Origin of the sequence: Tardiphaga sp. OK246 (assembly GCF_900188215.1) — a bacterium.
Taxonomy (GTDB): Bacteria; Pseudomonadota; Alphaproteobacteria; order Rhizobiales; family Xanthobacteraceae; genus Tardiphaga; species Tardiphaga robiniae.
Genome location: NZ_FZOX01000015.1, coordinates 1 through 25,599 on the forward strand (window position 1 = coordinate 1; position 25,599 = coordinate 25,599).

The window sequence follows — 25,599 nt, forward strand, 5'->3', positions numbered from 1 at the left end:
GGGGACGTCTGTCTTCGGGCAGGACGGATCTGCGCCAGCACTGCCACTGGCAAGGACACGGCCGGCCTTGAGATGGAAAGAGCCCTGGACAGTGTGACGGACGACCAAATCGAAACGCGTTCGGCCAAGTGCTTTGCGGCTACCCTGTCCCTCCGCCCTGGGACATTAATTTTGGTGATGGGACCGTTCGCCATGGCAGATGTGCAAGCAACCGAAAAAACACCGCATGCGGAACGTCGGGCAATCGCTCGGCGCCTCCGAAAGTCCTGATGCACTCTCAATTGCGGAAGACCGCATCGCATCAGGCCCAAGGGTGCAACGGGCACCTGGCGTTCCGCACGCCCTCTCACAAGGGGGCGGGAATGCAAGAGACGACGGCGCCCCCGCGCCGCAAACAATGGGGGTGATGACGCATGTCTGACGAGCAGTGGCTGTTTGACAGTTGAATCAGGAGAGACGTGGCGCTTCGTGGCCACGACATACTCAGTCGTCATGCGCGGGCTTGTCCCGCGTATCCACGCCTTCGACATCCACAGCAAGGCGTGGATGGCCGGAACATCTAGCGAAGCTCGCTTCGCGCAGTCCGGCCATGACGTGGAGAGAAAAGCGCTCCTACAACAATCCCGTCTCTTCGCCTTCGGCCTGTTCGATCATCTCTTCCGTCACCACCACCTTGCGGCGGAGGACCAGAAAGATCATCGCGGCTGCGCAGCCGCAGGACAGCACGACGAGCGCGATATTGAGCGGCACCGGTGTCGCGAAATGGCCGCCGAGCCAGGCACCGAATTGCGAGCACAGCGAGCCCAAACCCATCTGCAGGAAGCCCATCATGCCGGATGCCGTGCCAGCCGCCTGCGGGCGAATGCTGAGCGCGCCGGCAGCGCCGTTCGACATCACGAAGGCATTGCCGAACATCACGATCATATGGGTGAGGAACAGCCAGGCAGGATTCTGGTTCAGGCCGGTGAGACCCCAGACCACGTTGAGCATGGCGCCGCCGAATTGCAGCGCGAGGCCGAACCAGATCAGTTGTTCGATGGTCCGGCGCGGAGCGAAGCGCACGCAACACAGATTGCCGACGAGATAGGCCAGACCCGATGTCGCGAACCATGCGCCATATTCGGCCGAGGTACGGCCCATCTGCGTGACCACCACATATGGACCGCCGCCGGCAAAGGTGAAGATGATCCAGGAGGCCACGACATAACACAGCAGATAGCCGATGAAGGTCCGGCTGCGCAGCAGCACCCGGGAGTCGGCGATGAAGCCGCCGCCGGCCGCGTCGCTGGTAGCGCGCCGTCTTGTCTCCGGCAGAAAAAATGCGATCGCGAGCGTCACGACCAGCGAAGACGCGGTGACTACATAGAAGATCGCGCGCCAGCCGAAGCCGGTCTCGAGCAAACCGCCGGCCAGCGGGCTCAGCATCTGCGCGATCATCATCACGGCGATGACGAGGCTGATCATCGCGCCGACGCGCTCGCGCGGATAAAGATCCCTGATGATGGCGCGGCTCATCACCATGCCCGTGGCGCCGCCGAGCGCCTGAAAGAACCGCGCGGCGATGAGTTGCGGCAATGTGAGCGCAAAGCTGCTGCCGATGCCGGCGATCACCATCAGGCCGAGACCGGCAAGCAGCACAGGCCTTCGGCCGAACTTGTCGGACAGCGGTCCCATGATGAGCTGCGAGAAAGCGAGGCCGACCATGTAGAGCGACACGGTCATCTGCGCGATCGAGATGTCGGCGTCGAAAGTGCGGGCGAGTTCGGGCAGCGCCGGCACCAGCATATAGAGCGAGATCGGCGCGATGCCGGTCATCACCACCAGCAACAGCAGCATCACCCGCGATTTGGAGAGGTCGACGACGTCGACTTTGGGAATGGGCGGGCTGTAATTCACGTGGTGGCTGTTCTCTCGCTATTGCGGCTGCGTCAGCGGCTCGGTCGCCGCTTCGAGCCAGACGCGCGTCGCTTCATCGTCGAGCAGCGGCATCACCTCGCGGCGAACGCGGGCGTGATAGTCGTTGATCCATTTCAGCTCGCGCTTGCTGATGCGATGCGTATTGATCAGCCGGCGGTCGATCGGCGCCAGCGTCAGCGTTTCGAATTCATTCATCGGCTGTTCGGCGCCCTCGATATGGGCTTCGACAACCAGTTCGAGATTCTCGATGCGAATGCCGAAGGCGTCGGTCTTGTAGTAGCCGGGCTCATTGGAGAGGATCATGCCACGCTTGAGCGGCGTAGTGCCGAGCTTGGAGATCCGCGCCGGGCCTTCATGCACCGACAGATAGCTGCCAACGCCGTGGCCGGTGCCATGGGCGAAATCGAGGCCGGCATGCCAGAGGAACTGGCGTGCCAGCGTATCGAGCTGCGCGCCCGTCGTGCCATCGGGAAACGCCGCGCGGGCAATGGCGATATGGCCGCGCAGCACGCGCGTAAAACGATCGCGCATTTCGTCGGTCGGCTCGCCGATGGCGATGGTGCGGGTGACGTCGGTGGTGCCGTCTTCATATTGCGCGCCGGAATCGATCAGCAGCAGATCACCCAGCGCAATACGGCGGTTGGTCTTGCGGGTGACGCGGTAATGCACGATGGCGCCGTTCGGGCCGGTGCCGGCGATGGTCGGAAACGAGACATCCTTCAGCGCGCCGGTCTGGCGGCGGAAGGTCTCCAGCGCCTCGACGGTATCGATTTCAGTGAGCTTGCCCTTCGGCGCCTCGCGGTCGATCCAGGCAAGAAAGCGCGCCAGTGCCACAGCATCGCAGCGATGCGCGGTCTGCGTGCCCTTGATCTCGACGGGATTCTTCACTGCCTTGAGCAGAGCGATGGGATCATTGCCGCGCACGGGCTTGCCGCCGGCAGCCGTGATCAACCGGCTCAGCGCATCGGCGGCGGTGGCATTGTCGAGCGCAATCGAAGCACCCGAGGCGGCGAGGTTTGCGAGCGCCGACGTCAGCGCATCCGGCTCCTGCACATCGGCCGAGACTTCAAGATGGTTGCGCGTGCTGTTGGAGAGCTTGCGGTGGTCGATGAAGATCTGCGGGCGGCCGTGTTTCGGCACCAGCGCATAGGACAGCGGCAGCGGCGTATGCGAGACATCCGCGCCGCGGATGTTGAAGGCCCAGGCGACCGCATGGGAATCCGACAGCACCAGCGCATCGACGCGCAGGCGCTCCATCTCGCCGCGGATCTGGGCGAGCTTGTCGGCCTCGGAAACGCCGGCATAGTTGAGCGGGTGAATCGATACCGCGCCGAGCGGCGGCGCCGGGCGCTCGGCCCACACCGAATCGAGCGGATTGCTGTCGACCGCGACGAGTTCGGCGCCGGCTTTGGCGCAGGCGGTAGCCAGCCTCTCGGCTGCCGCAGAAGTGTGCAGCCATGGATCAAATCCGAGGCGATCTTCGGGCTTCAGGTGGTCGGCGAGCCAGGTCTCCGGCGGCGGCTCGACCAGCGACTGGATGCTCCACGCATTCACATCGACTTGTTTGGCCGCCTGCAGCGTATAGCGGCCGTCGACGAAGACGGCGGCTTCCTGCAGTAGCACCACGGCCATGCCGGCCGATCCGGTGAAGCCTGTGAGCCAGGCCAGCCGCTCGTCGGAGGGCGGCACATATTCGTTCTGCTGCTGATCGGCGCGGGGAATCACGAAGCCTGTCAGTTTCCGCCGCAGCAATTCCTCGCGAAATGCGGCCAGCCGCGCAGTCAGCGCCACGCCGCTTTCGGGCTCTTCGAACGTCTGGAAATGGGCTTCGAACATCGCGGGATCATCCTATGGGTGCGCTGTCAGGCCTGCAATCGAGGGGCAGGGTTGCGCAGATTTGGCACAAGTTATGCTTGAAATCTGGTGGTTGTGTTCAACCGGATGGAACAACGTCCCCCGGCTCGTGTTGTCGGTGCGATGCTTGGCCATTCAGAGTGTCTCAACTCAACGAAGAGGGGATACACAATGCCTGCTTTTACGTTCGAGAAAATTTCGCCACCCGCCACGCTTGGCCATTCCCAGCCTACCCAGGTGCAGTCCACCCAAACTCCGCCCAGTCAGCCAAATCAACGCAGCGGTATCATCCAGATTCTGGGCCGTTTCGTCGAAGCTCGCGTGACGCGCGTCGAGCGGTTGGAAAATGCAGTGCTTCGTCGCCGCGACGTACCGCCCCCGAAGTAGCAAAATCAGCCGTCAGCTTTAGCCAGATCGCCCGTCGTTATTCCGGAGTTCGGAAAATGACGAATGGCGTATCAGCCTGCGCGCTGCATCAACAGGCTGCTCCAGCCCTCAACGATCTGATGCTTGCGGAGCACCAGTCCGCGGGCGCGATAGGCGGCGATCACACTCATCGCCTGATGCGGCAACAGGCCGGACAGGATCACCATTCCATTGCGGGTGAGGTGTCGTGTCATGTCTGTGGACATCGCCCGCAGCGGGTTGGCCAGAATATTCGCGAGGATCAGGTCGAACGGCGCGCGATCGCCAAACGCTGGCGACGAGAAGCCCGTTGCGCAAACAGTATCGACGAGATTACCGACGCCGTTGAGCCGCATATTCTCGCGCGCCACCTTCACAGACATCGGGTCGATATCGGTCGCGAGTACGCGCCGCTTCGTGGCCTTCGCAGCAGCGATGGCCAGCACGCCTGTGCCGGTGCCCAGATCGAGCATCCGTTTCGGCGCCTTCGCGCGCAGCACATAATCGAGATAGATGAGGCAGCCGCGCGTGGTGCCGTGATGGCCGGTGCCGAAAGCGAGTGCGGCTTCGATCTCGATCCCGAGTTGATTGGGCCGTACTTGGTCCCGGTCATGCTGGCCATGGACGATGAAGCGGCCGGCGCGCACTGGCACCAGACCCTTGAGGCTCTCCTTGACCCAGTCCTTGGCCTCGATGCTGTCGAACACGATGCTCGCCGCCACGGTGTCATCCGAGGCAAGGCTGACGAGCTCGCGGATCGAGGCTTCGTCGGGCGGATCGGCGAAATGGACGGTGACGTCCCAGCGGCCCTCGGGGCTCTCGAATGCAGCAATCGCGGCCTGGCCTTCCTCGAAACTCTCGGTGAGGAGATCGACGATGCGCTTGGCGCTGAATTCGTCGCCGACGGCGAAGGTGGCGCGGCTGGTTCCTTGAGGCGTGGTCATCGCGGGTCCGGATAGCGTCGTGAACAGGATCTGCACAGCTTAGGCGCGCTTGGTACAGGGTTTATCCCTGCGAGGATACAGGGGCGATACAGTGGCGATGCACAGGGTTATAAGCTGATTATACCGCTGTACTCCCGAGCTTCCGCACAGGCTTGTTCAGGACCCATCCACTGCCTATGCACAGGCTTATCCACAGGATGTCCTCAGCCGAACAGCGCCCGGTGGTCCCTGAGGATCGCCTTGGCCGCATTGTGGCCAGGCGCGCCCGTCACGCCGCCGCCGGGATGTGCACCGGAGCCGCAGTGATAGAGCCCCTTCAGCGGCCCGCGATAATCCGCATGGCCGAGCATCGGGCGGGCCGAGAACAGCTGGTTCAGCGAGAGCGCGCCATGGAAGATGTCGCCGCCGAGCAGGCCGAAGTCGCGCTCCAGATCGAGCGGCGACAATGCCTGCCGGCCGATCACGCTGGCGGCAAAGCCCGGTGCATAGTCATCGACGGTCTTGATCATCAGGTCCGCGACCTCGTTCCGATGGTCATCCCACGATGCGCCGTTCGGGAGTGTCGGTGCAACATGCTGGCAAAAGAGACTGGCGACGTGCTGGCCTGGTGGGCTGAGGCTGTCATCAAGAGTGGAGGGGATCAGTACTTCGACAATCGGCTGGCGGCTCCAGCCGTGCTGCTTCGCATCGAGCCAGGCACGATCCATGTAGGCGAGACTCGGCGCGACGATAATGCCCGCCGAGAGATGGTCGCCGTTGCCGGGCAATGCGGTGAATGAGGGCAGGGCGTTCAGCGCGACATTCATGCGGAACGTGCCGGAACCATTGCGCCAGTTATGGATGCGATCGAGGAACGGCTTGGGCAGCGCATCCGCCGGCATCAGCCGTGTATAGAGCAGCTTCGGATTGACGTTGGAGGCGACATATTTCGCGCGGATACTCTCGCCATTATCGAGGATGACGCCGACGACCTTGTCGTTCTCCACGAGTACTTCGCGCACGCCGTTGTCGAGCTCGATCTGCACGCCGTGCGAGCGTGCCGCGGCGGCCATGGCCTGCGTGATCGCGCCCATGCCGCCGATGGCGTGGCCCCAGACGCCTTTCTTGCCGTTCACCTCGCCAAAGGCGTGATGCAGCATCACATAGGCCGAACCGGCGGCATAGGGGCTCGCATAGTTGCCGACCACGGCATCGAAGCCGAACAATGCCTTGACCAGATCGTGTTCGAACACATCGTCGAGCATCTCGCCGGCGGAGCAGGTGAACAGATCGAGCAATACGCGCTGCTGTTCGATGGTCAGTGCGTTGAGAATCTTCGCGGTGCCGAGCGCATTGATGGCTTCGCTGATCGCGCCGAGACCGAAACCTTGCACGACGTTCGGCGGTGAACGCAGCACTAAATCCCTGAGCACATCGGCGATGACTTCGAGCTCATGCGAGAACGCACCAATCCGCTCGGCATCGCGCGCGTTGAGCTTGGCAACCGACTGTTGCGTGCGGCCTTCACCTGTCAGGAGATAGCTGCCGTCTGGGGCGGGAATGAAATTCTGCGCCTTGCGCTCGACGATCCGCAGGCCGTGTTCGGCGAGCTTCAGATCAGAGGCGATCTGCGGGTTGAGCAGGCTGACAGTGTAGGCCGCGACCGAATTGCGGAAGCCGGGGTGAAACTCCTGCGTCACCGCGGCGCCGCCAACCACGGAACGTCGTTCGACCACCTTCACGCGCAACCCGCTCATGGCGAGATAGGCCGCGCAAGTGAGGCCGTTATGGCCGGCGCCGATGATCAAAACGTCGGTGTCTGACATGTCCGCTTCAACAAAGCCTGCTAGGGGCCCTCTTTATCGAAGAGGCGCGCGCGCGGCACAAGGCCGCCCATCACGATTGTGGTTCCATAGTTAGCGCACATTGCCCGAAACGGTGCCATATGCTCCATTCCCGCCCGCCGGTCTCCTGCCGGATTCTCGCCTTTCTGCCGCGCAATATGCTGGAGCCTTCATGAGTTCGTCGCAGCCCGTCGCCGCCCCAAACTCGGCCTCCCGCAATCGGCTTCTTCTGGTGGTTTACACCGCGGCGATCTTCACCAGCGCGCTCCTGTTGTTCTCGGTGCAGCCCCTGTTCACCAAGATGGTGCTTCCGCGGCTCGGCGGGTCGCCGGCGGTGTGGTCGGTGGCGATGGTGTTCTTCCAGTCGCTGCTGCTCGGCGGCTACGCCTATGCCCACTATCTGATGCAATTGCGAAGCCGGCTGGTGCCGATCGTCGTTCATCTCCTGTTGCTGGTTGTTGCGCTGCTGACGCTGCCGCTGTCCATCGCATCGGGCTGGGGCACGCCGCCGGAGAGTGGCTATGCGTTCTGGCTACTCGGCCTGTTCGCGGTGTCCATCGGTCTGCCGTTCTTCGCGCTCGCCGCGAATAATCCGCTGCTGCAGGCATGGTTCGTGCGCACCGGCCATCCCAACGGTCCCGATCCGTATTTCCTCTATGCGTCGTCGAATATCGGAAGCTTTCTCGCGCTGCTGACCTATCCGGTGCTGCTGGAGCCGATGTTTTCGCTGCGCACGCAGAACCTGATCTGGACGTCCGGCTATGGCCTACTGATCCTGCTGATCGCCGGCTGCGGCGTCTTGCTACTGAAGTCGCCGCCGATTGCGGTCATTGAACCGGGGGCTGATGCCATCGACGCGCCGGCGCCGAGCTGGGCGCTGCGTGCCCGCTGGATCTTCCTCGCGGCTGTCCCGTCCGGCCTGCTGATCGCGGTCACCGCGCATATCTCGACGGACGTCGCTGCGGCACCGTTGCTCTGGGTGCTGCCGCTGTCGCTCTATCTGCTAACCTGGGTGCTAGTGTTCCAGTCGCGTCCGCTGCTGCCGCACTCATGGGTCCTGATGTTGCAGCCTCTCGCGATTGCCGGTGTGGTTGTCCTGCTCGCAGTTGGCGGCGAACAGAATCTGCTGCTGACCCTCGGTGGTCATCTGTTGTGCTTCTTCATTATTGCCATGGCGTGCCATGGTGAATTGGCTCGGCAGCGTCCGGCTGCCCGGTATCTCACGGGCTACTACGTCGCACTGTCATTCGGCGGCATGGTCGGTGGTCTGTTTGCTGGCCTGATCGCGCCATTCACATTTTCATGGATCGCGGAATACCCGATCCTGATCGCATTTGCCGTGCTGTGCAGGCCGTCATTGCCGGAGCGGTATTCCGGCTGGGCGCGCTGGTACTGGATCGCACTGGTCATCGCCGCGGTGGCGCTGATTGCACCGAGCTATACGACTGGCAAGCTGTTTACATGGATCGAAGCCCAGCGCGTCTATGTCGTCAGCGCTGTTGCCATCGTGGGCATGATAATTGCGATCCTGCTAAGGGCCGATCGGCTCAAGCTCGTGGCGATCACCGTTCTTGCGCTGGCGCTGATCCGTTTCTACCCGGCAGACGACGGCCGGGTTGAGACCGTGCGCAGTTTCTTCGGCGTGCACAAGATCGTGGTGACGCCGAACAACCAGTATCACGTGCTGATGCATGGCACGACGATCCATGGCGCCGAGAAATATCTCAATGACGATGGCACGCCGGTGACCGGCCGGCCGGAGCCGATCTCCTATTATTACAAGGACGGCGGCATCGGGCAGGCGATCACGGCGGTGCGTGCGCGCAAGGGGGCACCGCTTCGCGTGGCAGTGATCGGACTTGGTTCGGGGTCACTGACCTGTGCATCAGCGCCGGGCGAGGACTGGAAATTCTTCGAGATCGACCAGTCGATGGTCGATACCGCCAAGGATCCGAAATATTTCAGCTACATCCAGAAGTGCGAACCCGACGTCAAGCCGGTGATCGGCGATGCGCGGCTCACTTTCGCGAAAGAGCCTGACGGCGTCTACGATCTCATCATCGTCGATGCCTATTCGTCGGACGCGATCCCGATCCATCTGGCGACCGAGGAAGCGATGGAGATTTACAAGGAAAAGCTCGCCCCGCAGGGCGCCGTCGTCATGCATGTGTCGAACCGGCATCTCGAACTCGCCAGCGTCGTGGTCGGCATAGCCGATGCCAATGACATGAAGAGCTGGGTCTATTCGGAGGATTCCGGCCGCGACAACGAATATATCTTCTCGACCAATGTGGTCATCTCGGCCCATGACGCCGCCGATGTCGGCCCCATCGCGACATCATCGCAATGGGCCCTGACCGAGGCGAACGACGATCAGCGGGTCTGGACCGACGACTATTCCAACGTGCTCGGCGCCGTGTGGCGCCGGCTACGGGACGGGGATAACTGAAGCGTTTTCAAGCGAAGTGGACGCCGGCCTGCGTCAGGGAAACGCGTCACACATGTTCGCTCAGTAATCGCCGAAGAAGCCGCGCGGCTGATAGGGCCGCGGCGCGTAGGCCTGCGGCGGGTATTGCCGGCTGTAATAGCCGCGATTGGCGTAATATTGCTGGGTCTCGGCTTCGGTCATGCGGCGATAGCCGGGAGGGGCCGGATAACGCTGACCGTCATTGCCATCGGCCGGATAGATGTAACGATCGTCATCCGCCGGCTGTACCTGACGCGCGACGCGGCGGTTCGGTGCCACGGCCTGCGGCGTGAGATCCATGGGATTGCCGGCGGCGTCATAAGACGGTGAGGCAGGAGCGATATCGCGGCGGGCGACGGCAGACGGCTTCGCCGGGCGCGGATTGCGGGCGATGGCGACCTGCGAGGAGCCCGTCAGCGTGACGGTGGTGTTGAGCACGCCGTCGGCCTTGACCATGGCGAACAAGGTCGCGGCGTTCTCGCGCGACAGCCGGACGCAGCCGTGGGAGGCCGGCGAGCCCAAGCGGTTCACGGAATCGGTGCCGTGGATGGCGTGGCCCTTCTTGGTGAAGAAGATGGCATGGGGCATCGGCGCGTCGTCGAATTCCTTGGAGAAGTGATCCTCCTCCATGCGGAATGTCTGGAAGCTGCCATTCGGGGTCTCGTAGGACGGAATGCCTGACGACACCGGCCAGCGATATTTCTCGACGCCGTCCTGAACGACGGTCAGCTGCTGGGCATCCTTGTCGACGGTAATGGCGATCTTGGCCTGCGCAGTGCTGGTAGCGGCGAAAACAACGAGACCTGCAAGGGTCATATAAAACGAACGCATCTTACCTTGGCCTCCGGGCCGTAACCTGTTGTACCGCCTACCGTCCCGCACCCAATATGCATATCGGGCGGCCCGCGTGCCAGTGACAGTTTCGTGCATCCTTAATGTTGGGCTAGGCGGCACCAAGGCGGCGACCGGGCCGAAAGAGGGCTCGGCCCGACCCGACGATGCGCGATAGGAAGCTTCTCATGAAGGCAGATGGAACCGGTTCCTAGGTCGCGCGTTGCCCTCCCACAATCGCAAGCGGCGAATTCTCGTCGCTCAGAGGGAAGCTCCAGATGACCGTTAAGACCGCTGTGTTGCCGATCAGTTCGTCGATGAAGACCCGCCTGGCGTTCGCTGCGGGCGTGCTGGCTCTGGTCGCCATGCCGCATTTTGCGCAGGCGCAGGGCGTATTCCGGGGTGGTGAGCAGGGCGCCAACCAAGGTTACCGTGACGGCAATCGCGCCGCCGGACCGGTCGGCGGCGTGGTCGGTGGCGCAGTTGGCCTTGGCGTCGGCGCGGCCGTGGGCGGCGTGAAGGGTGTACTTGGAATTCCAGAAGGTCGACGGACACAGTGCCGCGGCTATTACAACCGCCATGGCAAATTCCGCTGCTATCGCTAAGCGGATATTGATTTGAAATGAAAATGGCCCGGTTCAAACCGGGCCATTTTATTATCAGCGATTTCAGTTTTTCAGCTTGTAGCCTGTCTTGAAAATCCACCAGACGACGAACATGCAAATCACCAGGAACATGCAGGTGACGCCGATGCTCCAGCCGACACTGACGTCGGAGATTTCGTAGAAGCTCCAGCGGAAGCCACTGATCAGATACACGACCGGATTGAGCAGCGTGACGGTTCGCCAACCCGACGGCAGCATGCTGACGGAGTAGAAGCTACCGCCCAGGAAGGTCAGTGGCGTCACCACCAGCAGCGGGATCGCCTGCAGTTTCTCGAAGCCGTCGGCCCAGATGCCGATGATGAAGCCGAACAGGCTGAACGTCACTGCCGTCAGCACCAGGAAGGTCAGCATCCACCACGGATGTAGGATGTGCAGCGGCACGAACAGTCCGGCGGTGGCCAGAATGATCAGGCCCAGCAGGATCGACTTGGTCGCAGCAGCACCGACATAGCCGAGCACGACTTCGACGTAAGACACCGGCGCCGACAGCAATTCATAGATCGTGCCGGTGAATTTCGGGAAATAGATGCCGAACGAGGCGTTGGAAATGCTCTGCGTGAGTACCGACAGCATCACGAGACCAGGCACGATGAAGGTGCCGTAGCTGACGCCCTCGATGGAGGTGATGCGCGAGCCGATCGCGGCGCCAAACACCACGAAATACAGCGAGGTGGAAATCACAGGCGAAACGATGCTCTGCAGCACGGTGCGCCAGGTGCGCGCCATTTCGAACAGATAGATGGCGCGGACAGCTCTGAAGTTCATGTTACTTCCTCACCAGGCTGACGAAGATGTCTTCGAGCGAGCTCTGCGTGGTGTCGAGATCGGAGAAGCGGATGCCGGATTCGCGGAGATCGCCGAGCAGGCTGGTGATCCCGGTGCGCTCGCTCTTGGTGTCGTAGCTGTAGATCAACTGATGGCCGTCGGCTGCCAGTTCGAGGTTGTAGTGAGCCAGGCTGGCTGGAATCTCCGTGACCTTGCCTTGCAGATACAGCTTGAGCTGCTTCTTGCCGAGCTGCTCCATGAGCTTGGTCTTTTCCTCGATCAGGATGATCTCGCCTTTGTTGATGACGCCGATGCGGTCGGCCATCTCCTCGGCTTCTTCGATGTAATGCGTGGTGAGGATCACCGTGACGCCTGCGGCGCGCAGCGTGCGCACCACTTCCCACATGCCCTTGCGCAATTCGACGTCGACGCCGGCGGTGGGCTCGTCGAGGAACAGGATTTGCGGCTCGTGCGACAGCGCCTTGGCGATCATCACGCGGCGCTTCATGCCGCCGGACAGCGTGATGATCTTGTTGTCCTTCTTGTCCCACAGCGAGAGGTCTTTCAGGATTTTCTCGATCAGCGCCGGGTTCTTCGGTTTGCCGAACAGGCCGCGGCTGAAACTGACCGTGGCCCAAACCGATTCGAAGGCGTCGGTGTGCAGTTCCTGCGGCACCAGCCCGATCAGCGACCGCGCGGCGCGATAGTCCCGGGCGATGTCGTGACCATCGACCATGACCTTGCCGGAGGTGGCATTGGCGATGCCACAGATGATGCTGATCATCGTCGTCTTGCCAGCGCCGTTCGGCCCCAGCAGCGCGAAGATCTCGCCGCGGTTGATGTCGAGGTCGATACCCTTCAGGGCCGTAAAGCCCGAGGCATAGCTCTTGGTCAGATTGGAAACGGAAATGATGGGAGACATCGGCGATATGATCGTTCGAAAAGGGGAAGGCAGAGGACCGGGCGGTCATACCGGGACGCACGAACGGCACAGCCGAAACGGCTTTGTCGGGCGCGGGGTGCGTACATAGGAATGAAGATGCGCCGGCGCAATCGCGGAACAGGCGATTTTAGGGCTATTCTGCGGCTTCGTAGTCGATCTCGACAATCGTGCCACCGTCGGCCGCATCGGCAAATGCAGGGTCGCTGGTTAATTGCTCGATGGTGCGCGGCGTCGGAAGGCCGCTCGAGCCGTCCGGATTGCGCCAGTCTCCGGCCGCGTATTCGAGCGTTTCCTCGGCTTCCTCGATGGCTTCATCGAGGGTGTCACCGGCGGTCACGATGCCGGGCAGGTCGGGAAAGGAAACGTTGAAGGTGCCGCTGGCGTCCTTCTGAATGAGCGCAATATAGACCGGCATTGTCAGACACGTTCCACGAAACTGTCGACGACCTTCTTCTCCCCCGCCTTCTCGAAGACGATGGTGAGCTTGTTGCCGTCGATCTTGGTCACATTGCCGTAGCCGAACTTCTGGTGGAAGACGCGATCCTGCAGCGTGAAGTCGGACTCCGTGCCGGTGGACTTCGCGATCAACTCGCCCTCGATAGTCATCGGCCGCTTGTTTCGCGATGAAGAGGAGCCGCCGAAAGGCGACTGGCCTTCGCTAAAGCCGCTGCCGCCTTGTCCACCGCCGCGTGAACGATTGGCCTGCGCGCGCTGCCAGCCCGGTGTCGAATAGCTCGATCCGAACGATTCCACGTTGTCGAAGCGCGATGCGCCGTAGCCGCCTGCGCCGCCCCAGCCCGAACCGCCCTTTGATTCCGTGATCTCGACATTGGCCGCCGGCAATTCATCGAGGAAACGCGACGGCATTGTCGTGTTCCAGGTGCCGTGAATGCGCCGGTTGGTTGCGAAATAGAGTTTGGCGCGGCGGCGCGCGCGGGTGATGCCGACATGGGCGAGGCGGCGCTCTTCCTCGAGCCCGGCGCGGCCCTGATCGTCGAGTGCCCGCTGATGCGGGAACAGGCCTTCTTCCCAGCCCGGTAGAAAGACGTTGTCGAATTCAAGCCCCTTGGCCGAATGCAGCGTCATCACCGACACGGCATCCTCGTCTGCACCGCCCTCGCGGTCCATCACCAGCGAGATGTGTTCGAGGAATCCCTGCAGGTTCTCGAACTCTTCCATCGAGCGCACCAGTTCCTTGAGGTTTTCAAGGCGACCAGCGGCGTCGGCGGAGCGATCCTTCTGCCACATATCGGTGTAGCCGCTTTCGTCGAGCACGACTTCGGCAAGCTCGGTATGCGGCATGACTTCGCTTTGCTTGCGCCAGCGCTCGAAGCTCATCATCAGGTCGCGCAGGCTGCCGCGCGCTTTCGGCTTCATCTCGTCGGTCTCGACGACCTGACGGGCAGCCTCAGAGAGCGGAATGCGGCGACGACGTGCGTAATCGTGCAGCATCTGCACGGTGGCATCGCCGAGGCCGCGCTTGGGCACATTGACGATGCGCTCGAAGGCGAGATCGTCGGCCGGCGAATTGATTACGCGCAGATAGGCCAGTGCGTCGCGGATTTCGGCTCGCTCATAGAAGCGCGGGCCGCCAATGACCCGATAGGGCAGGCCGAGCGTAACGAAGCGATCTTCAAACTCGCGCATCTGGAACGAGGCGCGCACCAGGATCGCGATGTCGTTGAGCTTGTTGCCCTCGCGCTGCAACTGCTCGATCTCCTCGCCAATCGCGCGGGCTTCTTCCTCGGAATCCCACGAGCCGGTGACGGTGACCTTCTCGCCATCGACATCCTCGGTGCGCAGCGTCTTGCCGAGGCGGCCTTCGTTATGCGCGATCAGATGCGAGGCCGCGGCGAGGATATGGCCGGTCGAACGATAGTTGCGCTCCAGCCGGACGACCTTGGCGCCGGGAAAATCATGTTCGAAGCGCAGGATGTTGTCGACCTCGGCGCCGCGCCAGCCATAGATCGACTGGTCGTCGTCGCCGACGCAGCAGATGTTCTTGAGCGGTGCGGTCGGTTTGTTGTCTGCTGATGGCGCGTCCGCTTCCGGCAGCACACGCTGCCCCGGCGCCTGCGACAGCAGCCGCAGCCACAGATACTGCGCGACGTTGGTGTCCTGATATTCGTCGACGAGGATATATTTGAAGCGCAGCTGATACTGTTTCAGCACGTCCGGATGCTCGCGGAACAGCCGGATACATTCCAGCAGGAGGTCGCCGAAATCCGCGGCGTTGAGGGTCTTCAACCGATCCTGATAGGCGGCATAGAGCTTGCCGCCCTTGCCATTGCCGAACACGGCGGCTTCGCCTGACGGCACCTGCGATGGCGTCAGTCCGCGGTTCTTCCAGCCGTCGATCAGGTTGGCCAGCATTCGCGCCGGCCAGCGCTTGTCGTCGATATTGTCAGCCTGCAGGAGCTGCTTGAGCAGTCTGATCTGGTCATCGGTGTCGAGCACCGTGAAGTTGGATTTCAGCTGCACCAGTTCGGCATGGGTGCGCAGGATGCGGCCGCCGATCGAGTGGAAGGTGCCGAGCCACGGCATGCCCTCGACCGCCTGGCCGAGCATGATGCCGAGCCGGTGCTTCATCTCCCGCGCGGCCTTGTTGGTGAAGGTCACCGACAGGATTTCACCGGGCCGCGCACGGCCCATGCTGAGGATGTGGGCGATCCGCGAGGTTAGAACCTTGGTCTTGCCGGTGCCGGCGCCCGCGAGCACCAGGACGGGGCCGTCGAGGGTTTCGACGGCATCGCGCTGCTCGGGGTTGAGGCCGTTCAGATACTGTGCCGCTGGCGCCGCAGCAGCGCGTGCACGCGCGCCAATGCCGCCCGCCGCCGGCTGGTAGGCAGGAAGATCGTTGGCGGGCATTTTGCGTGCGTCACTCATGCGAATCGTATTCCGCCCACGTTGGCACCGTGGGGCCTTAAAGGGGAGCCTTCTTAGCAGGATAGGAGGGCATATAGGAGCGAGAGGCTTCTGGCGACAGACTTATCCCCGCATGGGGCTCATCTGACGCCCGTTGGCACGCAGGAGCGCTCTCGTTTCAGTGATGCTGGCTGGTACGTGGGTCGGGAACTTTCGTTCTTGCTCCGGCTTGTTTCAGCATCAAGCGCGACGGCGAATGCCGCGTCAAACACCAAAAACTGAGGTTTGTGCCATGTTCAGCTGGGTCGTTACTTTCCTCGTCATTGCTCTCATTGCCGGCGTTCTCGGCTTCGGTGGTGTCGCCGGCGCCTCCATCGAAATCGCCAAGGCGATCTTCTTCATCGCCATCGTCCTGTTCCTGATCTCGGCCGTTGTGGGCCTCGTCCGCGGCCGCACGCGCGTCTGACGGTTATTTCTTTGAGGGCATCCCGATCGATCGGCCGATGCCCTCGGGGCGATCTACGGATCGGTGCGCATTGGCCAGCGCCTGCACGCGAGCGCTGATATCAGGCGGAAACGGTGCAACCTTCCGAGCCGTCATGTCCATGTGGAGCGTCATGTTTTCCGACGTCGCCGACAGCCATCCCTCGGTGGCGTGGCGCAACTCCTTGAAGGTGTGAATGCGCTTGTCGTCCGCAGCGACAATCAGGATCGACACCTGCGCAGGATCTCCCAGATGAATCTCCCTGACATAGCGAACATGGCATTCGGCCGTGAATGTCGAGTTGTTGCGTGCCCTCATATATTCGGGACCGATCCCGATCTTGAGCCAAAGGTCGTCGATCGCCCGGTCGAACAGCACGTTGTAATAGGCCATGTTGAGATGGCCATTATAGTCGATCCATTGCGGTTCGATCTGCATGACATGCGCCCGGAAAGGGACGGGTTGCTGCAGCAGATCGTCGGTTGGCTCAGTCATCGGTAATTCCTGTCCCGCTCTCACGTCTCTTGACCCGTTATACAACCTTTGCCACGGTCCCGCCGCGTCGGAGGGACTGCTGTGGCTAGCATTGCGAACAATTTGAAACGACCGGAGCCGAAGGCCTTGGCCACGGCGCTTGAAGCGCTGACGGCGCGTTTTGGCAATCGGCTGGTGACGTCGCAGGCGGTTCGCGAGCAGCATGGCCATACCACGACATGGCTTGCCAACCAGCCGCCGGATGGCGTCGTGTTCGCGCAGGAAACCGCGGATATCCAGGACGTGGTCCGGATTTGTGCAGCGAACAAAGTTCCGGTGATCGCATTCGGTACCGGTACGTCGCTGGAAGGTCAGGTCAATGCGCCGGCCGGTGGCATCTGCATCGACATGCGTGACATGAACCAGATTCTGGAAGTGCACAGCGAAGACCTCGACTGCGTGATCCAGCCCGGCGTCACCCGCAAGGCGCTCAACGAAAATCTGCGCGATCAAGGCCTGTTCTTCCCGATCGATCCCGGTGCCGATGCGTCGCTTGGCGGCATGGCGTCGACGCGCGCCTCCGGCACTAACGCGGTGCGTTACGGGACGATGCGCGACAACGTGCTCGCGCTCAAGGTCGTGCGCGCCGATGGTGAGATCATCAAGACGGGCACCCGCGCGAAGAAATCTTCTGCCGGCTATGACCTGACGCATCTGTTCGTTGGCGCCGAAGGCACGCTGGGTATCATCAGCGAGCTGACCATCAAGCTGCGTGGCATTCCTGAAACCATGGCTGCCGCGTCATGTTCGTTCGCCACCGTGGCAGGTGCCTGTCAGGCGACGATTCTCGCGATTCAGACCGGCATTCCCGTTGCTCGGATCGAGCTGCTGAATGAGGCGCAGGTGCGTGCCTGTAATTCCTATTCCAAGCTGACGTTGCCGGAAACGCCGCTGCTGCTGCTGGAATTTCATGGCAGCGAGGCCGAAGTGGCCGAGCAGTCGCGAAATTTTCACGAGATCGCACTGGAATGTGGCGGTGGCGATTTCTCCTGGACGACGAAGCCGGAGGATCGCACCAAGCTCTGGCAGGCCCGTCACGATGCCTACTGGTCGGTGAAGAGCATGCGGCCAGGTTCCGATGTCGCGGCCACCGACGTTTGCGTGCCGATTTCCAAACTCGCGGAATGTGTCGCTGCGACGGAAGAGGATCTCGCACGCCTCGGCCTGTTGGCGCCCATCGTCGGCCACGTCGGCGATGGCAACTTTCATTGCTCGATGGTCTGCGATCGCAACGATGCCAACGAGGTCGCCCGCGCGGAGGACTTCATGCACCGCCTCGCTCAACGGGCGCAGGCGATGGGGGGCACCTGCACGGGTGAACATGGCATCGGGCAAGGCAAGCAAAAGTATATGCAGGCCGAACTGGGCAGTGAGGCGCTCGACGCCATGCGGGCGCTCAAGAAGGCGCTCGATCCCGACAATATCTTCAATCCCGGGAAAATCCTGCCGCCGGCGTGACGCCAGATTGCCGCGTCCGGTCAGGCCGAATGCGGACGGGAAAATTCGGCAGCAGCGGCGATGCTTAACTATTCTTAAAAAGTTTAAAGTTGTAGATATAATTATATACCAGCATGGATTGCGCTTTTCGGTTACGGAAGGTGCAATCAAAAAGCTTTGACGCAGAATGCGTCCAATAAAAAAGGCATCATCCGATGCGGCTACCGTTTTTCTATGGTTGGGTCATCGTCGCCGTCACGTTCGTTTCCATGGCCATCGGGGTCAATGCGCGGACATCGTTCTCGCTGTTCTTCCCGCCAATTCTCCAGGAATTCGGCTGGGACCGTGGCGTCACCGCCGGTGCCTTTTCATTCGGCTTCCTGATTTCCGCGATCATGAGCCCGCTGATGGGCAGACTGATGGATCGCGGCGGCCCGCGAGCCGTCATGGAACTTGGCACCGTACTGATGGCTGCTGGCCTGTTGCTGGCACCGCTGACGACGCAGCCATGGCATTTGTACATGACCATCGGCGTTCTGGTTGGCGCAGGCAGCGTCTGCCTCGGCTATTCCGGACAATCGCTGTTTCTGCCGAACTGGTTCAGCCGCAAGCGCGGCCTCGCGGTCGGCCTCGCATTCGCCGGCGTCGGCATCGGGTCTGTGACCGTGCTTCCCTGGGTGCAGGTGATGATCGAGCAGACCGGTTGGCGCACCGCCTGCACAGCCGTCGGGCTGGTGGTGCTGGTCGTCCTCGTGCCGATCAATCTGCTGTTGCGCAAACGCCCGCAGGACATGGGGCTCTTGCCGGATGGCGATCAGGCGCCGACCTCGTCGGCGAAGCATGTATCCAACGTAGTTGACCCGGTTTGGGCAAGTATCGACTGGACGCTGGCACGCGCCATACGCACGGCGCGGTTCTGGTGGCTCGCGCTCGGCCTGTTCGGTGGGTTGTATGCCTGGTATGCCGTCCAGGTCCATCAAACCAAGTATCTGCTCGACATCGGCTTCACACCGGGTGTCGCCGCCTGGGCGCTCGGTATGGTCAGTCTGTTCGGCGTGCCCGGCCAGATATTTCTCGGTCATCTGTCCGATCGCATCGGCCGCGAATGGATCTGGACCGTCAGCGGTGTCGGTTTCGCAATCTGCTTTGCCTCCCTGATTGCGCTGGAGTCCGTGCCGAGTCTGGCGCTCGTCTATGTCATGGTGATCTCGCAGGGCCTGCTGGGCTATGGCGTGACGTCCATCATGGGCGCCGTGGTTTCCGAGATTTTCCAGGGCGAGCATTTTGGCAGCATTTTCGGCACGCTCATGCTGGCCGCGCTGGCCGGCGGCGCCGCGGGCCCCTTGGTGACAGGTGTCCTGCACGACCACTTTGGTACCTATACGCCTGCATTTGCCCTTGGAATCGCAGTCAGCTTCCTCGCGACCTTCGCGGTCTGGATGGCGTCGCCGGGCAAGGTAAGGGCGGTGGCCGGACGTTTGCACCGCGCCCATGGCGCCGCAAAACCGCTGGAGCAGGGTGCTTCGACTTGATCGAAGCCGGGCGATTTGCCGCAAGCGGATGGCGAGGGATGGCTGATCTGGCCATGTATTGCGTGCTGTGACTTCGCCACAGTTGGTTCTATAAATAGATGCGTTCCCGCGTATTTCTGCGTGGCCCTGCAACGTCTGTAAGGCGTATTGCCCAGTGACGTGCTGCAATGCACTTTGCCTGGCAGGCAGGCGGACATTCTGCCGGAGCGCTTGAGGGGAGATTCGGTGCAGACGACACTGCTCGGCCTGGCAATTGCATTTATCCTGGCGCTGGTTGCTGCTCTGGTCGGGCCCTATTTCGTCGACTGGAATCAGTTCCGCCCGCAATTCGAGGCTGAAGCCACGCGCGTGGTCGGTGCGCCCGTTCGCGTCAGCGGCGGGCTGGAGGCGCGGCTGCTGCCGGCGCCGTCGCTACGGCTGCAGTCGATCACGGTGGGCAGTCCCAACGATCTCGGCAGGATCCGTGCAGACAATCTCGATGTGGAATTCAGCCTGAGTTCGTTGATGCGCGGCGAATGGCGCGCGACAGAACTCACGATCGGCGGCGCTGCGGTCGATCTCGGCCTCAACGCGCAGGGGCGTATCGAACTTCCGGCTTCCACCGGGCCATTCAATCTTGGCGCGCTGGCGATTGATAGGCTGAATATCACCGGTCGCGTCGCGCTCCATGATGCGGCGAGCAAGAGCACGCTCGAACTCTACGACGTCGCCTTCAGCGGCGATGTTCGCTCATTGGCGGCCGGCGCCATGCGCGGTGATGGCAATTTCCTGTTGTCGGGCGCGCGCTATCCGTTCCGTTTGTCCTCCGGGCCGACCGGCGACGGCAACGGCACGCGCGTTCGTTTTACTGTGGACCCCGGCGAGAAGCCCTTGTCTGTCGATCTCGATGGCGTGCTCAACTTCGACAATCGCACGCCACGCTTCGACGGCGCACTGACTCTCGCAAGCCCGGCCGGCCTGAAGGCGAATGGCGCGGGCGATCAACTGTCAACGCCGTGGCGCGTCTTCGCCAAGGTCAAGGCCGACCCGGCGGCTGCACATATGGAAGCGCTTGAAGCCAGCTATGGCGCGGAAGAGACCGCTTTCAGGTTCGCTGGTCTTGCTGACATGCGCTTTGGCACATCGCCACTGCTGCATGCGGTGCTGTCGGCCAAGCAGCTCGATGCCGATCGCCTGCTCTCTAGGGATCAAACGACCAACGATGCCGCCACACCGTTGCCGGTGCTACGCAGGCTGCTGGCGAGCATTCCGTCTGCGCCTTTGGCGACACAGATCGAGATCGGCGTAGAGCAGATTATGCTCGGCGGAAAGCCTGTGCAGAATATCGGTGCGGATCTGCGCGGTGATCCAGCGACATGGACGATCGATCGTCTTGAGTTTCGTGCGCCAGGCGCGACCCGCGTCACGTTGAGCGGCGGCGCAGCACAGCCAGGTGCATCAGGTGGCTTCAAGGGGGCCATCGCGGTCGAGTCGTCCGATCCGGATACGCTTGCTGCATGGCTCAAGGGCCGAACAGACGTCGGCTTGCGCAATCAGAAGCCGCTACGCATTCGTGGCAATATCACTTCGGTGTCCAATCGCTTGGCCATCGAGGCACTGAAGGCGGAGATCGACGGGGGTACGATCGAAGGTCGTACTGCATATTCGTATTCCTCGGCTGCTGGCGGCTCGCGCTTCGATGCCGACCTGAAGGCCGACCGGCTCGATCTCGACGCAGCGGTGGCTTTGATCCGATCGCTTGGCGAGCCGCAGGCCGAGTGGCCAGATGCAGGGCAGGTGTCACTCGATATCGGCCGTGCTGTGTCAGCCGGGCAGGAGATGCGCCCGTTCGTGGCGCAACTGGCCTACAGCCCAAAGATGATCTCGGTCGATCGCTTCAAAGTCGGTGAAGCCACCGGCCTGATGCTCGACGGCCACGCTTCGTTCGATCGCATGGAGGCCACGGGCGGACTGACACTCAACGCCACATCCGCATCGATGAGTCAGATCAGCAACTTGCTCACGCCGCTGGCGCCGTCTGTTGCGGCGAGGCTCAGCGCCATGACCGCGACGCCCGGCGCGGTTCGCGTCAAACTGTCGCTCGATCTGGCAAAGGATCAACAACGCGCTGATCGCACAAATGCGCGCGCCGTATTCGATATCGATGCGGCGCAGGTGAAGGGGACGACGACGTTGACCGCATCTGCTCCCCTAGCGGCGATGCGTGGCGTCGACCTCAATGAGCTGTCGCGCAGCGATGTGACACTCGAGTCTAAATTGGTCGGGTCGGGCGGAAAACTTCTCGCATTGTTGGGCCTGAGTAACGTGATCGCCGCAAGCGACGCCGTTGTGAATTTCGAAGGATCGGCAAAAGGACAATGGCGCGCGCCGCTGCGCGTCACGGCAAAACTGTCCGGCGCGGATGTCGATGCCGATGTTCAGGGTAGTGCAGAACCTTGGGCGGGATCACCGAAAGCATCGCTCGCGGTTGCGATACGTCGCGCCAATCTGGCGCCGCTGGTCGCTCTCAAGCCGTCGGATGCGGCCGCGCAGAATGTTAGCCTGTCATCGCGGCTCACATTGAACGGCGACAAAGTTACGTTGGAGGATATCGACAGCACACTGGCTGGCTCACGCGTGCGCGGCCGTATTGCGCTGACGCTGGGTGCCGAGAAAGCCATCGACGGTCAGATCGGCATGGATGCGATCGAACTTGGACCGGCCTTTGGTCTCGCTGTGGGCACGCGAGGGCGCGATGTTACGGACCCGCTTGGACGTGGCATGCTGCAGGGATGGCGTGGACAATTGGCCTTTCAGGCGTTGCGCGGGACGTTGCCCGGCGGTGCTGAATTGCGTCCTGTCAGCGGCATCGTGAAGAGCGACGGCCAGGCCCTGACGATCGATACGATCAAAGGGTCTGTCGGTGGCGGCGAAATCACGGCTGATGTCGATCTCAAGCCATCGATCACCGGATATGCGCTTGGCGCCCGCGTGCAATTCTCCGGCGTAGATGGAGCGGCGTTGCGCTATCGCTCTCTGACAATGCCCGCGGGCAAGACGTCGCTGCGGATGACGCTGGCCAGTCAGGGGCGCAGTGCCTCGGCTCTGGAAGGCGCATTGTCCGGCAGTGGATTGCTGACGATCGACGGGGCGCGCATCAATGGCCTCGATCCACGTGCCTTCGACATTGCCATTCGCGCCAGCGATTCCGGGCAGGCCACGAATGACGCCAAGCTGCGTCAGATCGTCGATACCGCGATCGCCGGCGGAGCATTGTCCGTAACTTCGGTGCAGGTCCCGTTCAGTATCAAGGATAGCCGCCTGCGCGTTGGTGCGACGACGCTCGATGGCGAAGGAGGGCGCGCCATCGTGTCAGGAGGTTACGATATCGTTGCCGACCAGGTGGATATGCGCGCGACATTGACCGGCACGAGCGCGGGGACGTCGAGCGTTCGACCGGAAGTTCAGATCTTCGCGGTGGGAACGCCTGACAAGCTTGATCGCACGCTAGATGTGGCGGCGTTATCATCCTGGCTCGCAGTGCGCGCAATCGATCGCGAGACGCGCCGGCTTGATTCGCTTGAACGCGGTGAGTTGCCACCGGCGGCTGTGCCCGTTGCCGTTCCTCCGCCGTCCGCCTCGCTGCCCGTCGACACGCAGACGCCTGCGAGCGATCCACCGACAGCCTCTGCGCCCTCCGATGTGCTTCTTCCCGGTCGCGATCCGCGCCGTCTTGCACCGAAGGCTGCTACGCCTCGTCCTGCGACACCGCCTGTTGCAAGTCAGCAGGTTGCGCCGCTGCCAGCACCCATTGAAGTTCGTCCGGCACCCGGTGCTGCACGCGCACCAAGGCCGAGGCCCGCGCCTCCGCTAGTACTGACACCGCCGACCGCGAGTTCAGCGCGGCCGACGTTCTGACGATGACTCAGCAAACACAACCGGCGGCGAAGCGATTCGCTGAAGGTCGGCTGTGTTTACGCCGAGAGATTGTGCTCCGGCATCCGCTGTTGCGGAACGGCACGTGTACGGAAGTAATCGAGCACGAACAGCCGAATCGCGGACGACAAATTGCCCTGCTGACGGTTCGTGTCGATCTCACCAACCAGCTCGGAAAGCGTCATGTCGCGAAGATTCGAAATCTCCTTCATGCCGTTCCAAAACGCCTCTTCGAGACTCACGCTGGTCTTGTGACCCGCAACAACGATCGATCTCTTAACTACGGGCGATTTCATGATGCGTCCTCGCCATCGATGTGATGCTGATCCAGCACGTTGTTCGCACGGACTGTGCGCTGCTCCTGCAATGTTCGTTCTGACTTAGTTCGTCCGAAGCGCGCACGGTTTATATCGGCTTGTTTTGCCGATTCCTCTCGTGCAGTGCGCTTCTTGAAGCGATTGAGATTGATCAGGTCACCCATGATCGCTCCTGTCTTTAAAAAATGATGGGGTGGGAAACGTCGTCTTCACCATCCAGTAGTTGTACGAGACGAGGGTGAATTCGGTTTCGGTATCCATCCTAAAATATTCTCCGTAGTTCCAAACAAGCTCCGCAGAAAAATGAAGTCATCTACGAAGCGTAACCAGATCACCTTCTGCTGTATCACAAGGAAAAACGCGTCTGATATGCGACCATTCTAACCATTTAGCAGATATGAATTATAACTATTTCCTTCTGGAGTTATTCTCAACAAGCTGTGAGCAAATATTCTTGCTTACCCAGGATGTATCATTTTGGCCGGCTGAACAAGAAGATCGAACTCTGCTGCACTAACAAAACCGAGCCGCAGCGCTTCCTCCTTCAATGTCGTTCCGTTTGCATGAGCAACCTTAGCTACTTTCGCCGCGTTATCGTAACCGATTTTCGGTGCGAGTGCAGTCACGAGCATCAGTGATCGTTCCATCAGCTCATGAATTCGTTTTTCATCGGCGCGAATTCCGTCGATGCAGTGCTCTGTGAAGGATCGCGCAACGTCTGCCATCAATTGGATGGACTGCATCATGCAATGGGCCATCACCGGCTTGTAGACATTGAGCTCGAAGTGACCCTGACTGCCGGCCACCGTAATTGCCGTGTGGTTACCGAATACCTGACAGCATACCATTGTCATTGCTTCACATTGTGTCGGATTTACCTTTCCAGGCATGATCGATGAGCCAGGCTCGTTCTCCGGAAGTATCAATTCGCCGAGTCCGGAACGGGGCCCGGATCCGAGCAGCCGGATGTCGTTTGCAATCTTAAATAGACTAGTTGCAGCCGAGTTGATCGCACCGTGTGCAAACACATAGGCGTCGTTTGATGCGAGTGCTTCGAATTTGTTCGGTGCGGTGATGAAAGGCAGCTTGGTAATTGTTGCTGCGTGCTTTGCGAACAGCTTCGCAAAACGAGGCTTGGAGTTGAGGCCGGTCCCGACTGCAGTTCCACCTTGGGCGAGCGGGTAGAGATCCTTCACGACGCTTCGTAGGCGTTTGATGCCGCTTTCGATCTGTGCGGCATAGCCTGAAAACTCCTGCCCGAGCGTGAGCGGCGTCGCGTCTTGTGTATGCGTACGTCCGATCTTCACGATCTTTGCGAAGGCTTTTTCCTTCTTGCGCAACGCAGCATGTAGTTCGCTTAGTGCGGGGATGAGGTACTCAACAATACCCTGCGTTGCCGCAATGTGCATCGCAGTCGGAAACGAATCGTTGGACGATTGACTCATGTTGACATGGTCATTGGGATGTACTGGCTTCTTGGCGCCGCGTTCACCGCCAAGAAGCTCGTTCGCACGATTGGCAATGACCTCGTTGAGATTCATGTTGGTCTGCGTGCCGGAGCCGGTTTGCCAGACGACCAGCGGGAAGTGATCATCCAGTTTCCCGTCGATGACTTCGCGTGCTGCGCTCACAATGGCCTTTGCAAGCTTGGGCTCGAGAAGTTTGAGTTCGCGATTGGTTTCGGCCGCCGCCAGCTTGACGATGCCGAGCGCGCGAATGATCGGCATCGGCATGCGATCGTGACCGATCTTGAAATTCTGTCGCGACCGTTCCGTTTGGGCTCCCCAATAACGATCCGCTGCGACCTCGATCGGACCGAAGCTGTCGGTTTCGGTGCGGGTGGTGGCGGAGGTCTTCGAGGATTTGGCCATGGGTACGGTCCTTGCGATGCCGCGCTCCCT

General features: G+C 61.4%; 20 protein-coding genes. 7 read left to right on the forward strand and 13 right to left on the reverse strand.

The features are described from left to right. Positions 1-612: 612 nt before the first annotated feature. Both CHC01_RS31365 and CHC01_RS31370 read right to left on the reverse strand, forming a co-directional pair. Positions 613-1,836 carry a multidrug effflux MFS transporter gene (locus CHC01_RS31365; RefSeq protein ID WP_089268266.1) on the reverse strand — a complete coding sequence of 408 codons (1,224 nt, stop codon included), beginning with the start codon at positions 1,834-1,836 and terminating at the stop codon, positions 613-615. Between the two features lie 78 nt (positions 1,837-1,914). Next, on the reverse strand, positions 1,915-3,753 hold the full coding sequence (locus tag CHC01_RS31370; RefSeq protein ID WP_089268241.1) for an aminopeptidase P family protein: 1,839 nt from the start codon (positions 3,751-3,753) through the stop codon (positions 1,915-1,917). Between the two features lie 189 nt (positions 3,754-3,942). On the opposite strand from CHC01_RS31370, the gene CHC01_RS32140 reads away from it, so the two are divergent. Beyond that, entirely contained in the window at positions 3,943-4,158 is a 216-nt protein-coding gene (locus CHC01_RS32140; RefSeq protein ID WP_141137217.1) for a hypothetical protein, read from the forward strand. 71 nt (positions 4,159-4,229) lie between these two features. Here CHC01_RS32140 and CHC01_RS31375 read toward each other — a convergent pair whose 3' ends face one another. Together CHC01_RS31375 and CHC01_RS31380 are read right to left on the reverse strand one after the other, a co-directional pair. Beyond that, positions 4,230-5,120, reverse strand: coding sequence for a 50S ribosomal protein L11 methyltransferase (locus CHC01_RS31375; RefSeq protein WP_089268242.1), 891 nt, complete (start codon positions 5,118-5,120; stop codon positions 4,230-4,232). A gap of 203 nt (positions 5,121-5,323) precedes the next feature. Beyond that, entirely contained in the window at positions 5,324-6,925 is a 1,602-nt protein-coding gene (locus CHC01_RS31380) for a phytoene desaturase family protein (RefSeq protein ID WP_089268243.1), read from the reverse strand. A 190-nt stretch (positions 6,926-7,115) separates the two neighbouring features. Between CHC01_RS31380 and CHC01_RS31385 the strand changes: the two genes are divergently transcribed. Continuing rightward, positions 7,116-9,392, forward strand: a complete 2,277-nt coding sequence (locus tag CHC01_RS31385; RefSeq protein WP_089268244.1) for a spermidine synthase — start codon at positions 7,116-7,118, stop codon at positions 9,390-9,392. A 60-nt stretch (positions 9,393-9,452) separates the two neighbouring features. Here CHC01_RS31385 and CHC01_RS31390 read toward each other — a convergent pair whose 3' ends face one another. After that, positions 9,453-10,241, reverse strand: a complete 789-nt coding sequence (locus tag CHC01_RS31390) for a L,D-transpeptidase (protein WP_089268245.1) — start codon at positions 10,239-10,241, stop codon at positions 9,453-9,455. Positions 10,242-10,519: 278 nt separating this feature from the next. On the opposite strand from CHC01_RS31390, the gene CHC01_RS31395 reads away from it, so the two are divergent. After that, on the forward strand, positions 10,520-10,846 hold the full coding sequence (locus tag CHC01_RS31395) for a hypothetical protein (protein ID WP_089268246.1): 327 nt from the start codon (positions 10,520-10,522) through the stop codon (positions 10,844-10,846). Positions 10,847-10,909: 63 nt separating this feature from the next. Here CHC01_RS31395 and CHC01_RS31400 read toward each other — a convergent pair whose 3' ends face one another. From CHC01_RS31400 to CHC01_RS31415, 4 genes are all read right to left on the reverse strand, one after another. Then, complete coding sequence (locus CHC01_RS31400) at positions 10,910-11,671, reverse strand: ABC transporter permease (RefSeq protein WP_068734061.1); 762 nt, start codon at positions 11,669-11,671, stop codon at positions 10,910-10,912. A 1-nt stretch (position 11,672) separates the two neighbouring features. Continuing rightward, positions 11,673-12,593: an ABC transporter ATP-binding protein gene (locus CHC01_RS31405; protein ID WP_089268247.1), complete on the reverse strand. Its 921-nt coding sequence runs from the start codon at positions 12,591-12,593 to the stop codon at positions 11,673-11,675. Between the two features lie 154 nt (positions 12,594-12,747). Then, a complete protein-coding gene (locus CHC01_RS31410) occupies positions 12,748-13,029 on the reverse strand; it encodes a type II toxin-antitoxin system HicB family antitoxin (RefSeq protein ID WP_089268248.1) in 282 nt (93 codons plus the stop codon). A 2-nt stretch (positions 13,030-13,031) separates the two neighbouring features. Continuing rightward, positions 13,032-15,500: an ATP-dependent helicase gene (locus CHC01_RS31415; RefSeq protein WP_089268249.1), complete on the reverse strand. Its 2,469-nt coding sequence runs from the start codon at positions 15,498-15,500 to the stop codon at positions 13,032-13,034. Between the two features lie 271 nt (positions 15,501-15,771). Here CHC01_RS31415 and CHC01_RS31420 point away from each other — a divergent pair, with 271 nt between their 5' ends. After that, positions 15,772-15,945, forward strand: a complete 174-nt coding sequence (locus CHC01_RS31420; RefSeq protein WP_089268250.1) for a DUF1328 domain-containing protein — start codon at positions 15,772-15,774, stop codon at positions 15,943-15,945. A gap of 3 nt (positions 15,946-15,948) precedes the next feature. Here CHC01_RS31420 and CHC01_RS31425 read toward each other — a convergent pair whose 3' ends face one another. Then, a complete protein-coding gene (locus CHC01_RS31425; protein ID WP_089268251.1) occupies positions 15,949-16,458 on the reverse strand; it encodes a thioesterase family protein in 510 nt (169 codons plus the stop codon). An 81-nt stretch (positions 16,459-16,539) separates the two neighbouring features. On the opposite strand from CHC01_RS31425, the gene CHC01_RS31430 reads away from it, so the two are divergent. The 3 genes from CHC01_RS31430 to CHC01_RS31440 all read left to right on the forward strand — a co-directional run bounded on the left by CHC01_RS31430 (position 16,540) and on the right by CHC01_RS31440 (position 23,363). Further along, positions 16,540-17,955: an FAD-binding oxidoreductase gene (locus CHC01_RS31430; RefSeq protein WP_089268252.1), complete on the forward strand. Its 1,416-nt coding sequence runs from the start codon at positions 16,540-16,542 to the stop codon at positions 17,953-17,955. Positions 17,956-18,149: 194 nt separating this feature from the next. Beyond that, positions 18,150-19,466 (forward strand): MFS transporter, encoded by a 1,317-nt coding sequence (locus tag CHC01_RS31435; protein ID WP_089268253.1) that lies wholly within the window; start codon positions 18,150-18,152, stop codon positions 19,464-19,466. A gap of 225 nt (positions 19,467-19,691) precedes the next feature. Beyond that, complete coding sequence (locus CHC01_RS31440) at positions 19,692-23,363, forward strand: AsmA family protein (protein WP_089268254.1); 3,672 nt, start codon at positions 19,692-19,694, stop codon at positions 23,361-23,363. A gap of 56 nt (positions 23,364-23,419) precedes the next feature. Here the strand turns inward: CHC01_RS31440 and CHC01_RS31445 are convergent, their stop codons facing one another. From CHC01_RS31445 to fumC, 3 genes are all read right to left on the reverse strand, one after another. After that, the gene (locus tag CHC01_RS31445) at positions 23,420-23,677 is read right to left on the reverse strand and encodes a ribbon-helix-helix domain-containing protein (RefSeq protein WP_068734045.1); all 258 of its coding nucleotides are present in this window, start codon (positions 23,675-23,677) and stop codon (positions 23,420-23,422) included. Next, positions 23,674-23,862: a DUF4169 family protein gene (locus tag CHC01_RS31450; RefSeq protein ID WP_068734044.1), complete on the reverse strand. Its 189-nt coding sequence runs from the start codon at positions 23,860-23,862 to the stop codon at positions 23,674-23,676. The genes CHC01_RS31445 and CHC01_RS31450 overlap by 4 nt, the downstream gene beginning before the upstream one ends. 294 nt (positions 23,863-24,156) lie before the next feature. Beyond that, positions 24,157-25,569: a class II fumarate hydratase gene (gene fumC / locus CHC01_RS31455; RefSeq protein ID WP_089268255.1), complete on the reverse strand. Its 1,413-nt coding sequence runs from the start codon at positions 25,567-25,569 to the stop codon at positions 24,157-24,159. Between the last annotated feature and the right edge of the window lie 30 nt (positions 25,570-25,599).